The sequence below is a fragment of the Hydrogenophaga sp. genome, from assembly GCF_030656115.1.
Lineage (GTDB): Bacteria > Pseudomonadota > Gammaproteobacteria > Burkholderiales > Burkholderiaceae_C > Hydrogenophaga.
This window is the reverse complement of the sequence record NZ_JAUSOO010000076.1, coordinates 26,639-38,897: the sequence shown is the minus strand read 5'-3', so window position 1 is coordinate 38,897 and position 12,259 is coordinate 26,639. Positions and strand designations below refer to the sequence as shown.

Annotated in this window: 9 protein-coding genes; 3 read left to right on the top strand and 6 right to left on the bottom strand. The window is 55.3% G+C overall.

Annotated features, from left to right (window positions below; translation table 11 throughout):
• Nucleotides 1-305 precede the first annotated feature (305 nt).
• From Q7J58_RS10950 to Q7J58_RS10935, 4 genes are all read right to left on the bottom strand, one after another.
• Nucleotides 306-1,676 carry a hypothetical protein gene (locus Q7J58_RS10950; RefSeq protein WP_304827523.1) on the bottom strand — a complete coding sequence of 457 codons (1,371 nt, stop codon included), beginning with the start codon at nt 1,674-1,676 and terminating at the stop codon, nt 306-308.
• Nucleotides 1,673-3,778, bottom strand: coding sequence for a hypothetical protein (locus Q7J58_RS10945; protein ID WP_304827520.1), 2,106 nt, complete (start codon nt 3,776-3,778; stop codon nt 1,673-1,675). The genes Q7J58_RS10950 and Q7J58_RS10945 overlap by 4 nt, the downstream gene beginning before the upstream one ends.
• A gap of 10 nt (nt 3,779-3,788) precedes the next feature.
• Entirely contained in the window at nt 3,789-4,766 is a 978-nt protein-coding gene (locus Q7J58_RS10940) for a hypothetical protein (protein WP_304827518.1), read from the bottom strand.
• An 869-nt stretch (nt 4,767-5,635) separates the two neighbouring features.
• On the bottom strand, nt 5,636-6,106 hold the full coding sequence (locus Q7J58_RS10935; protein ID WP_304827515.1) for a hypothetical protein: 471 nt from the start codon (nt 6,104-6,106) through the stop codon (nt 5,636-5,638).
• Nucleotides 6,107-7,237: 1,131 nt separating this feature from the next.
• On the opposite strand from Q7J58_RS10935, the gene Q7J58_RS10930 reads away from it, so the two are divergent.
• Nucleotides 7,238-9,070 carry a TnsD family Tn7-like transposition protein gene (locus Q7J58_RS10930; protein WP_304827512.1) on the top strand — a complete coding sequence of 611 codons (1,833 nt, stop codon included), beginning with the start codon at nt 7,238-7,240 and terminating at the stop codon, nt 9,068-9,070.
• Here Q7J58_RS10930 and Q7J58_RS10925 read toward each other — a convergent pair.
• Nucleotides 9,028-10,398: a TniQ family protein gene (locus Q7J58_RS10925; protein ID WP_304827509.1), complete on the bottom strand. Its 1,371-nt coding sequence runs from the start codon at nt 10,396-10,398 to the stop codon at nt 9,028-9,030. The genes Q7J58_RS10930 and Q7J58_RS10925 overlap by 43 nt on opposite strands.
• Complete coding sequence (locus tag Q7J58_RS10920) at nt 10,395-10,568, bottom strand: hypothetical protein (RefSeq protein ID WP_304827506.1); 174 nt, start codon at nt 10,566-10,568, stop codon at nt 10,395-10,397. Before Q7J58_RS10920 ends, Q7J58_RS10925 begins: the two co-directional genes overlap by 4 nt.
• Before the next feature lie 401 nt (nt 10,569-10,969).
• Here Q7J58_RS10920 and Q7J58_RS10915 point away from each other — a divergent pair, with 401 nt between their 5' ends.
• Entirely contained in the window at nt 10,970-11,377 is a 408-nt protein-coding gene (locus tag Q7J58_RS10915; protein ID WP_304827503.1) for a hypothetical protein, read from the top strand.
• A 3-nt stretch (nt 11,378-11,380) separates the two neighbouring features.
• Complete coding sequence (locus Q7J58_RS10910) at nt 11,381-12,097, top strand: SprT family zinc-dependent metalloprotease (RefSeq protein WP_304827500.1); 717 nt, start codon at nt 11,381-11,383, stop codon at nt 12,095-12,097.
• The last annotated feature ends 162 nt before the right edge of the window (nt 12,098-12,259 follow it).

The following is a 12,259-nucleotide window of genomic DNA, read 5'->3' as shown; positions in this document are numbered from 1 at the left end:
AGCCGCTGGTCCAGGAATACCCGAGACTGGTCACGACGGGACATTGTTCACCTCAACCCCGACAAGTCCAGCGAGGAGGATGTGCTCAAAAAGACGCATTGAGCTTGTGCTTTTTGACGACAAATAGCTTGACAACTACCGCCACCATTGGTGTAGGGGCCGCCAACCTTCGGCATCTGCGCATAGTTGCGATCTCGGCATAGGCAGCGTTATGGAGATATCTCCATAACGCTGCAGAGCCGACGTTGAGACGTTTTATGGGTGCGCCACAGATGCCGACTCCTGCGACCGAAACTAACCAGTAGTCACAAAAACTTGTCCAAGATCGCTGCTCCAGCGAGAAGGTCTTCCTTGGTCGCCTTCCCTTTTCGGAAGCGAAGAACCTTGGCTGGCTTAGCGTTATTCGAGGCCTGCGGCCGAAGTGCATCCAATGCCTGCGCCTCAGATGGTGTCAGCGACTCTCGAAGGTAGTCGTCCTCCACCCGCTTTTCGAACGCCTCAATGATCTCGGTGGCTTGCGTCACGTTGGACTTGCCCTGCTCCAGCGAGCCGAACGGACACCACAGAGCTTCACTCTCCATCTTTCCGCTGGCCAACTGCCGAAACAGCACTTCTACGTCCTCACGGTGGATGGCATACAGCTCAGATCGATAGGCATTGCGCATCTCTGAAACGCCAACCTTGCCAGCTCCACCCGGGCGACATGCAATTTTGTAGCTCGCTACCAGTAGGTCAACGATCTTGCGCCGGATACCAAAAGTAAAAAGGTAAATGCTGTCCTGGTCCCTCTTAGGATCGAAGACGAGGACGTCTGGCGCGACCTCCTGCAATGCCTTCAGAAAAGCCGTCAGGTCGGAGCAATGGGGACCAAACGGCCGCATGATGATGGGACGCGACAGCAGTCGATCACGATCCTCAGGCGGGCGTCCTTTCAGCTTGTGTCCCAAGCTGAAGTTCGCACAGAAAAGTAGCAAAGGGCCGATCCCCTGAAGTTTGAGCAGCACACTGGCTGCACGCGCATTCGCGCTGCTGCTGGCCGCGATCCACTGAAACTCATCGATAGCCGTCAGACATGTGGCATTCCTCCACGACGCCCTCTCGGCGATCTCCAAAATCCTGGGCACGGACCAACTCTTGGGAGGCGTTCCATTCATGGCTGGTGTAATGGTTCCGGCTTCCTGCCACCCAGGGTCTACGTGTTCGCGAAGGAGCTGATTGAGCCCATCGCCTTTGGCCAGTGTCATCAGCCACATGGGGAGGAGATCAATGCCCGTATGCCCCCGAACACTCATTTGCTCGGATCTCCCCAGCAGGATCCGTGACAAAGATTGAAGCACCTGAGATTTTCCAACACCCTGCAGCCCGGTGAAGCAGATCGCTGGCGTGCGTATTAGGCCCCAAGGCTTCTTGGAATATAGGCCCTCGATGTAAACGGCGTCACTGTCCATGCGGGACAAAGCGTGCGCTTGGACCATTCCGGTGAGCTGACGCAGCAGGTCACGCATCTGGGCATCCGGCAGAACGACACTTCGCAAGCCGTTTTCCAAAAGGCCCGCCCGGACTCGGACGTCTGCACCGTGCCATGCGATCTCTTTGGGCGGGACGCTTACCATCTGATCAATCTCAGCATCGGACACATTGAATGAGTACTGCTGGGCTCTTGGGCTCATCTTCATGCTGCCCTCCGGCCTGAGGTCTTCCCCTTCAGTACCTTCGCCTCGTGCGCAGCGCTGCCCTTTGGCTTCGGAGGACTACCCTTCTTGCGTTGCCCGGCATCCCAGCGAACACCCGTCATCTCCTGAAAATCCGCCTCGGCGCGACTCACGGCCGCCTGTGCGCTCTCGCGGGTCCTGGACTGGATCTCCCTCAACAGCTTTTCCGTCTCGGCCAACTGACTGAGTGGGACAAGGATGTCCTCGTCATCTACCCTCACGCGAGTCGTGGCTTCAAGCTCCATCAGTCTGCCGCCAATATCCACCCAGATGATTCGGGCCACGAGGGAGAGCATGTACGCCTGAACTTGAAGTCCTTTGGTCAGGCCCACCATTTTCATGAGCGGTGACTCGAGCAGTGCATTGGAGCTGTAGTGCCTATGCTTGAACTTCACACCGTCGCGGTCAACAGCCAACTTCACAGGAGACCAGAACGATCGAACAGCTTCCTCCAGACTGATCTGCCGGGCATGGGTACGCATTCTCGCGCAAAGGTACTGCCAGTAGTGATGCGGTGTGGCGACCAGCCGGGCGTTGTGGAAGTCATGGATGGCCTGCTCACTCAGGTGCAGCGAAATGTCCTTTGAATGGTTTTTGGTAGCCGCACGGCAGATCTCTCGTTTGACCATGCCCATCACATTCAGGTCACTCAGCACATAGGACGGTGCCCCTTCCAGCTTGGTTGATTTTGGATGCGTGGTTTCAACGGGCGCCTTCGCTTGGCCGTCATAGGAAGGCGCAATGGTTTTGATGGGGAACTGTTGCTCAAGTCTCTCTGCTAACTTTCTGTGACCAGCTGGCCCCCGATCCGATGTGAATGCACTGCCGATCCCTTGGATCTGCCAGTCCAGTTTGTCTGTCGGAATACCGTATAACCGTGCGACATAGTCTTTCTGGACGGCCATACAGAAAAGCATTGACCGATAGGCCTCCCCGGTTTCGCTTCCTAAAGAAAATCCAATACCGACCACGGCACCAGTCGTCACGCACACGGCCTCAGCGACCACCAAGGGCTCGCTGGGGTCGTCCGAGTGCATGGCCCTGGGTCTATCCGCCACATAGTAAGCGTCCACCTGCAGCGCCTCCAGAATGGAGGCGTACTGGCCTGTCTGATTTCCTTGGTTTACTTTCGCCTTTGCCTTCATTCGGTCCTGCCCATAGATCTTGGTCTGAACCTGCTCCAACCCCAAAGCCTGAACGACAACGAACCGAAACTGCCCATAGCTTGGGAATGGCTGATTCGCTGGATGCACCCAAGTGTCAACTCCGTCCCGGTCCTTGACCGTGGTGCAACCGAACTCCTCGCGCAGCGCCACACGGTGGATCGATCGCATCGTTATGGCCGGCCCACATCGTTTGAGGTAAGCCCCCACAATTTTGTCGTGCATACCGACCGTGCTCCACCCAAAACTTGTACCAGCGAGGGAGGGCCGCCCCAGCTTCTTTCCTTTGTGCTGTTCAGCACTCCTGAGCCACCGTCCAATCATGTGGGTGGGACGCTTCAATGCCCATTGGTTTTCCCCATGCAAGACGAAAGCGAAGAACCAAAGTTGCACCCGATGTGGTTGACAGGCCTTGTCTACTTTCAAAACCTGATAGATTTTTTTCAGAGGATCAGGGGCTCGAAGGATTTCAATAGCGACCTCCAATGCAGGCGCGATCTTGTTGAGCCTTCCCTCAACCTGCTTCCGGTAGCTGCATATCGATGCCCCCTCGCCATTTTCGAGGTCACGGCCAGCATGGGCTTGGCGGTGTTCATCGATCTGATTGAAGTCAACATCGTCCACCTCCACCAGCCAAGGAGGCAGGTTGTACTGGCGTGCGTACTGCTTCAGCTTGGGAGGGCTCTGGGTCAGCGCCTCCTCAAATTCCTGCCGGGGAATCATGAACAGCTGAACCCGCCAGGATTGCCAGCGCTTGTCCGACTGTAAAAAACAGGCGATCAGAACGGTCGGCACAGACACCCCGTTCACCTCATCACTTCGATCCCCACAGAAGTAGTAGCGTGTGCCCGCCATAAAGCTGCCCCAGCCTAGCGGAGCCTCCAGTTGAAGTCCGACAAACATCACTTGTCCTTTACCTTTCAAACCAAGTGGCGTAGCGCACCAGGACGTCCTCACGCTCGAGACGGAGTGGGGAATCCGCAAGCACGGGACGGAAAAGATCAACGCGAATCTGTCGGTTCCATATCGCTTGGTAGAGGACCACCATCACGTCCTCAGGTCTCAACTTGAACAGGTCGGCAAGGCGTCGCGCAGTCAAATAGGCTGGGACATCTTTGCCGACGGTTTCCCTGAGTTCATGGATAAGGTCATCTCGTGCAGTAGCGTCCAGGTCCGGCGACGGGCGCGAGACCTCCAGATGGAGCGCCCTCAGGTTGCACCGCACATGGAAATCAATAGAACACCCAACGACCTGCTGCGTGCGTATTCCAGCGTCCAGAAAATACAGCTCCTGAAGTTCCTGTCGCGCAACGGTGCCGGGATCATCTCTGTCAGGTCTGGAGGTGCCGCGCTTCGGTCCGCGCCGCCTGAAGTCCTCAACTTTGTCCTTCACTGGCCAGTCGATAACGTAGGGACCTTGCGCATCTTCAAGACACAACGTCAGGTCCCCAAAATAGGGGAACGCCACCCAAGGCCAATCTGTAGGATTGGCACCATCTTGAGCTCGCACCTTGGGGTGCTTGGACAGACGCCCAAGGCGATCGGCGACGTCCAGCGTGCCTTTGAACGACGGGAGGGAAAGTCCGACCGCTTTGGTGTGTCCGTAGAGCAAGTGAGCCCTCGGCTCTGGGGACAGCATCCGCTGGTCAAAGATCTCAAAACAGGCGGGGTTGTACAGGGCCAACAGCGCCGCACAGGTCTCGTTGAAGCTCAACGTGTGTAACTCCCTCCCCCCGAGTTTTCGGGGTCTCAGGATGGCTGCAGTACTGATGCCGGGGGCCTCCCTTGGATCAGCAAATATCCCGGCGATGTAGTCTGGGCTCCAGCGATCGGGCCGCTGGCGTCGAGTGACCTGGAGCAAGCGCTCCCAGGTGATTTTGGTTTGGGCCATGTTGTTGATGTCAAAGTGCAGGCACGCAGGTGCCCCTTGACTTCCAACACGACAGGCCTGAAACTACGAGTACCACCAAGCAGTAAGCCCTGTGCTGAAAGCCGAACGACGCCAACCCTCAGGTTGGCGTTTTTCGTTTCTGGATTGGTTGTTTCTCGTTAGGAGATCCTTTCGAATGCCTATTCTTGGATTTCGATTCAGTTGTGAATGGGGCGCTTACCCATTCGCCTGAGGTCACCAACGAGAACCGGAGGAGCGTCATGAGTGACGCTCGTGGCAATCCCGAGTTTGAGCGCGATCGCCAAACTTTCACCTCTAGTTGGTACTCGATCGCTTGAAAGTACCCTGTATACAAGGGCCTCCGCGTACCCGTGGGCTTGCGCCCATGAGCGCACCGTCATTCCGTGCTCAGCGAGGGTGGATCGGATGGTTTTTCTGGGATTTTTCACTGGAATGACTCAGATGAATCTTTAATCGATTGATCTAAATTTCAACATATTTACTTCGATTCCGCAAGCTCAATTTGGACAAGACTTACGCAAAGCCGCACATTTTTTCACATCATGGAACGCGATGCATCCGATTTCACAATTAGGCAAATCGAACAGAAGGGCTTCGAAACTCCTGCTTCAAGTATCCTGCAAGCAAACCTTCTTTTATTTGGTAGTTGGTTGTCATGGATAACCTCGCCAGTTCAGTCAACCTTACCCACATAAGCACAGCACATGCAATGTGATTCCTTTCAATTCGCATTTTTCGACATTGGCACTTCTCGACATCGGTGACTTGTTTCAGCTCTCGGTGAAACAGCTCAATCTTCCAGCAAATAGCATATGTCTTTTGCGTCACCAGTCGAATATTGAGACAAGTCATTGACAATGACCCAATCCATGCGATTGCCTGAGGCCACTAGCCGGAATAATTTCACCTTGTGCATTTTTAGGAAACTCTTTGATATTATTCTTCTTGCCAAACGTCAAGTCCACAGAGTTCAAAATCAACCCATCAACGCGCTTGTATTTCAAGATGCCAACACTGTCATCGACCTGTCTGCTGCAATTGAAGAGGAGATAGTAAAATTTGCCTAAGCCTTCAAAGTGGACTTGCGCAAAAGGAACATTCATTTTCGCATTGTGGAAATTTTCGGACACCAGAGAAGAATTAACCACGTAAGTCTTTGATTTATATAGAAATAACTGATTTTTGATCTTTCTCATGCACAAGCCCCATCTATGAACAAGAGCAGTGCTTTGGCTCCGTACCAACTGTCCATGAGTATCCATTCGAAAGTGGCATGATGGCTGGCCGGAAGAATAATCAGCATCCTCTGAAATGATCAAGCTTGGTCTTTACGTTACCATCAGGGTCGTAAATGCGGTAATCCACAACCCAATACTGATCACTGTCAGGGTTGACTTAGAGACAGTTGATCATGCCGCCTCCTTTGATCAGACCATGTGCATTGCCACTGCACTGATAACGAACCAACTCGATGCTGTGGGATTGGTTTCCATCTAGGATCAAATCGTCGAAAATGATGTACCCACGAGGTTAATAGACAATTGATCCCTTGACATGCGCCCAAATAATCTACACAGTCATTTTTTCTTTTTTCAAATGTCGATTGACGGTGTCATGACTGACGTTTGAAGCATGATCGACATAACTGGCGAGGGTGAATTTGGCCTGCATTGATTGCAATTATTGACAACAATCCAGACGCGTTGCCACTATGCTCTGCCATATAAAATAGCTGGCTAATTATAGCTTTACATCTTTCAGGCTGGCAATTATTGGAATTTCAGCAAACACTCACCCGGAAACTTTATGAATAACTTAAATCGAGCCAATTACCCAGCATAAGTACTGCTGGAGTTTGAAATTGAGCAATCTAGCAAACAGCGTTTACGCCATCGAGGGTTGATCTTGAGTACGATTGACATCCGATTTTATTAATCGGAATTGAATTAGTATATCGACGCAAACTAAATAGTTCGTGTCATGTTTGGTACGCACACCTAGAAGAAATCAGCCGGGCATAGTAGAACACTGGTTTGCGATAGCCAGAAAACAGGTAAAAAGCAGGCAACCATGCATTTTCAGACAAGAAACCACCCTGGCTGGTATCCTTTCATTTGTACATCTGGGACACGGCGATCATTGATCGTCAACAGCCACCATCAGATCTGACCTTACATGTAGAAGGAGAAGGGCCATCAGTCGACTTGAAGATGAGAAACATTTCGTCAGATTCGGGAAAAGTGCGTCTGCAGGGGGCCAGAAGGCCGCGAAACGAAGAGGGTCGGTGCTCAATCCGACCTTTTGGTACGGAACCAGGCACCATCCGCAATCGAATGCATCAACTCATGTCCGTGCGATGAGACGGCACGACTTGGTCAACTCGTGGGGAGGACTCCTGCGCCCAGACGACATAACCACACACCTGATTGCGGCTGAGCTAAGAGGGTTCCTTGACGTCTGCTGAACAGCCGGGAACCAGACAGGATGGATATGCACACCCATCCTCCCTTTTTCGTTTGCCTCTCATCCAGTGGCTGCCCGACGAGACTGTGTTCAGCCTGTGCAGTCGCCTTCATTTCCTCAGCGGGCACCATGTGCCCTCGAAGACGAACTCGCTTCTTTTCAGATCGGCTCGGAGCGGCTCGGCACACGACGTACCGGCGCACCTACAGTCTCTCGTCGGTCGCCTGCCTGGTCTGGGCAACGCTGGGGATGTCTTCAAAAAGCACACGCTGATTCCGTTCTATTTCCCCTTCCAGGAAACCCATCGATGCCAGACGTGGATCGAACAGGTGGTGCTGGGCACTGCGCCCCATCTGAAAGCCCAGCTCGGCATTGCGTCTTCGCGATTCGGCGCCGCGCATCCCCTGAAGGCTTGTGCCGAATGCATGGATGAGGACGTGCACCAACATGGCGCGGCCTACTGGCATCTCTCTCATCAGCTGCCCGGGGTCCTTGTATGTCCGTTGCACCGAAAGGATTTGCAGACTGCCACCGTCAAGGTATCGGGGAAAGACCGGTTCTGTTGGACGCTTCCAGCGGAAGTGGCATTCAATCCGCCTCCTCAAGCTAGCGTTTGCAGCACTGCAGCATGCGATCTGGCCAGGGCCAGCTTGGCCCTGCACGCCTTGCCCACGGAGTTCTGCTTTGAAAGTGATCGACTGGCTACCCTCTACATGCGCCGCATGGTCGAAATGGGCTGGACGCGCCGAAATGACCTGACTGTCGCCCGCAGCGCCTTTGAGCCGGCGCTCAGTCGCTTACTGCATGAATCGTTCATGTCAACAGTGTGGCCGTGGATGACCACTGGACAAGGCGTGCACACGATGGCGGAGCGTTTGATCCGCATCAGCTACGGTTCCAGATCAAGAGAAAGCCGGCATCCTCTGAACCACTTGATCCTTCAGTTGCTGCTCTTCGGCACTTGGGATTCATTTTTCCAGGAGTATCTGAACGCTCCATCCACACAATCGCGTCGTCAGAAGCCACTGCCAAGTACTGGTGCTCAAGAAAGTGATTCGAGCGTTTACCAACTGAATGAAGATCGTCGATCCCGGCTCCTGGAAAAGCTGAACCAGGGCGTGTCCACGACCCAGGCCGCGAACGAGCTCGGCATCACGGTCACCACCGCGATGTCATGGGCGTGCGCAGCCGGTATTGCGCCGTCTCGGCGCCCGAAGCTCTTGAAAGATCCTGTTCTGCGTCCTTTGATCAAGGCGCTGTCCAATGGCGAGGACAAGCAGCATGCAGCTGAAAAACATGGCGTGTCGGTGCAGACCATCACCCGCGTGCTTTTGACAGAACCGGGCTTGCACCAGAGGTGGTCGAAGGCTCGGTTTCAGAAAGAGCAGGCTCGGTCCCGATCAGCCTGGAAGGCGATCATGACCTCCATGCCCGGCGCTTCTTCGGTCATCTGGCGAAAACTCGAACCCGCCGCGTACGCATGGCTATACCGCAATGACCAGGCATGGCTGCAAGAAGCCATTGCAAACAGGTCACTGCCGCCAAAGACTTCTCCCATGCGAAGGGACTGGACTGCACGCGACGAATTGCTCGCCCAACTCGTAAAAAAGGCGGGATTCGATTGGCTTTCTGTGCATCTCAAGGGCCACCCGACACTGGCGGAGCTGTGCATCCAGGTTCACGGACTGCGCCAGGTGCTGTCTGCATTGCACAAGCTACCCCTCACCCAATTGGCTATTCGAGAGGTGTGTGCGGCCCGACGGCGAGGTGCAGGGCATCAGGAGCAGTCAACGCTCGCGGGCATCGCTGACAACACTTGAGATCGACCTCGCCCCTGAGCTTGGCCCCGATCAGGGTCAACCGTTTTTATAGACTGCCTGGACTCATCAATCCTCCGCGCCGCAGTGGCCTGCCTGGCGCACGAGATCCTGATCAAAGCCTCGACCTCATCGATATCGGCCTTCTCGGCTTCGCACGCTTTCCTCAAACTCTCACCCGCTTCGAATCGCAAAAAGGCACGCCGCTTAGGTGAATCGGCAAGCCGCTTTGACGCGACAAGGCCGAACTCTGACAACCGCTTCCCAAGATAGGTCCTGTCGATACCCAGGACGGTGGCCATGCGCCCCACGTGGCCCTCACACAGAAGGTAGGCCCCCCAGATTGCTCCATGCCAAAACTCCGCCGAGTTCTTCTGAGTTCGCGCCGCAGCGTTTTTTTTCTCTGGCTTGATGGCACTTGCCTGCAGCAGTGCTTGGTGAAGCTCAAGCGTTGAGTCCCACATGGTGGCCATCGCTGCAAGATAACTCGCCCCCCGTTGGGCGTACGTTCTTTGAGCGACCACTCGGTCCAACACCATCACGAAGTCGCCCGGCGCCTTGCAGGCCACCTCTGGCCAGTGCTCTCTCAGCCAATCCGATGGCGCCGTCTGCCGGAGCAGATCGCTGAGGTTCGTTCGACGGCCTCTGGGGCTGCGCCGCAATCCAAGTGACTGAGCGCGCTCCGACAGCACGCTTGACAAAGCCTCCACATGAAACGGTGCTGGACGCTCGAGCATGGACATGGCGATCTCTGCGTAGCGCGCCTCGAACTCGGTCTCGCCCTCCTGTCCACCGGGGATATCTTCCACTTCCCCTGATTCAACCCAGTGCTGGGGCAGCTTCGACCATGGATCTCTGGCCGTCACCGTCTGGAGCCTGATCTTGTGGCTCTGGCACCAAGCAACACCCTCAATCTGATGACTCCTTCTGAACCAGCTGAACTTCCAGTGGTCGAGGTCCTCCTTGACACATTGCGGGCACAAACACGCCTGCGACTTGTGGATCATCATCCCGCGGTTGCGGACGTACTCAGGATCATGACCGTCGTCACGGGAACCAAACGGAGCCCAGTTTTTGGCTAGCACCACCACACGGAACACGCCCAGCATGCTGTGCTGCCTGGCGTAGTCGGCCAGGGACATACCGGCGATGACCGCTAGCTGACCGAGCTTTGACAGGGTATGAACATCAGCGGCTTCGTCCGCAAGGCAGTGGCGAACCAGCTCCTTGAACTCCTTTCCCGACTTGATTCCCAGAAGAAATGTCACACGCCCCTGATGTGCTACGGCAGGCTCGCCGGGCATGGGTTCAATGCGCAGCGGGTGTTTCATGGCCGATCTCCCTGTGACGAGGTCACCTGTAGCTGCTCCAGCTCGGCCACTGCCTGCCGCACATGCGAGAGCGCCTTGTCGAAGGGTTGCCACTGCGGTCGCTGTCCTGCCAGCGATGCGGCCACCAACTGCAGGCACTTGCTGATCACGTGTGGTGGCGCGCCCAGCACTTCCCGCTCATAGCGCGACAGGCAAGACCGATCACAGCCCAGAAGACGCGCGAACTCGACCTGAGGCCTGTCACCACGGGCCAACTTGATGAGCTCTGACTGACTTTGAGGGTAGCTAAACATTGTGTATATATTACACAATGTGCTTTTATTACACATATTTGATTGAATAGCGGTCTTCGAGACAGCTTCGCTGAGCACAGCCCCAAAAACTGAAAATCAAGCCTTAGGATCGCCACAGGTGTCACGCGACAGTTGAGCAACAAAAACCCAATGCCCATCAAGAAATCCGACCTTTATTCCAAACTCTGAGCCTCCTGTGACGAGCTGCGCGGCGGCAACACAACGTACGCAGCAAGATTCTGAAAAAGCAGCTCACCGACCCGGCGTACTTTGCCAAGATGTCGGCGCTGCTGGACGAAATCATTCGGATGCGCCAAGAGAAAGCCATCGAGTACGAGGAGTACCTGGCGCACACCGCCGATGTGGCCAAGAAAGTAAACGTCGGCAAAGCGGAAGACACACCTGCGCAACTGAGGACGGCAGGACAACTGGCCTTGTACAACAACCTGAAGGGCCATGTGGCGGCTGGCGTGGCTCAGGAGCCCTTTGCGCCTTACGGCGATCAGTCACAGGCCCTGGAGACCGCATTGAAGCTGGGCGCGGCCATCAAGGCCCAACGGCCCGATGGTTGGCGCGGGGTGGTGGCCAAGGAGCAGATGGTCAAGCGGGCGATGTTTGAAGTCCTGAAAGACATCCAGGAAGTGAACCGCCTGTTCCTCATCGTTGTGGCCCAGAAAGAGTACTGACCGATGCGAGACGTGCTCGACCTGGGCGGACTGCAAGCCGAGGTCACCCGCAAAGCCATCAAGCACGTGCACCTGAGTGTGCTGCCGCCCGCAGGCAAGGTGCGCGTCGCCGCGCCACAACGTATGCCGCTGGACACGATTCGCCTGTTCGTGGTGTCGAAGCTGGCCTGGATACGTTCACAGCAACGCAAGCTGCAATCGCAGGAGCGTGAGACACCCCGCGAGTTTCTGAACAAGGAAAGCCACTACCTGTGGGGCAAGCGATACCTGCTGGAGATCAGCCACGCCGATGCGGCGCCAACAGTAAGCCTGAGCCCACGCAAGCTGCACTTACAGGTGCGCCCAGGCGCTGATCAGGTGCGCTGCGAAGAGGTGCTGGATGCTTGGTACCGGCAGCAGGTACGGGACGCATTGCCGGCCCTCTTCGCCAAATGGGAGCCTCTGTTGCGCGTGAAAGTGAACCGCTTGTTCGTGCAGCGTATGAAGACCAAGTGGGGTAGCTGCACGCCTGAGTCAGGCTATATCCGGTTGAACACCGATCTGGCCAAAAAGCCACCCGAGTGCCTGGAATACGTCCTGGTGCACGAACTGGCACACCTGCTGGAGCCGAAGCACAACGAGCGATTCGTGGCACTGATGGATATGTACCTGTCCCAATGGCAGCACCTGAGAAAACTACTCAACGATTTGCCTGTACGACACGAAAACTGGGACTACTGAAAGCTTCGGTGCCTGTTCAAGGTCGGTCGCATCGCCCGGTCGGCCTCTTCTTATAAAAAGTTAGTCAAACCGACCAATTAGCCCGTTTGACAAACTTGCACAAACTCGAAACACCAGCCCGACGGGGCTGAGCAAGAGGATCACCTGTGTCATGTCACGGAG

Coding starts and splice junctions, on each gene's coding strand:
- Q7J58_RS10925 (WP_304827509.1), bottom strand. CDS start 10,398: ATGAAACACCCGCTGCGCATTGAACCCATGCCCGGCGAGCCTGCCGTA.
- Q7J58_RS10945 (WP_304827520.1), bottom strand. CDS start 3,778: ATGTTTGTCGGACTTCAACTGGAGGCTCCGCTAGGCTGGGGCAGCTTT.
- Q7J58_RS10910 (WP_304827500.1), top strand. CDS start 11,381: ATGCGAGACGTGCTCGACCTGGGCGGACTGCAAGCCGAGGTCACCCGC.
- Q7J58_RS10950 (WP_304827523.1), bottom strand. CDS start 1,676: ATGAAGATGAGCCCAAGAGCCCAGCAGTACTCATTCAATGTGTCCGAT.
- Q7J58_RS10915 (WP_304827503.1), top strand. CDS start 10,970: ATGTCGGCGCTGCTGGACGAAATCATTCGGATGCGCCAAGAGAAAGCC.
- Q7J58_RS10940 (WP_304827518.1), bottom strand. CDS start 4,766: ATGGCCCAAACCAAAATCACCTGGGAGCGCTTGCTCCAGGTCACTCGA.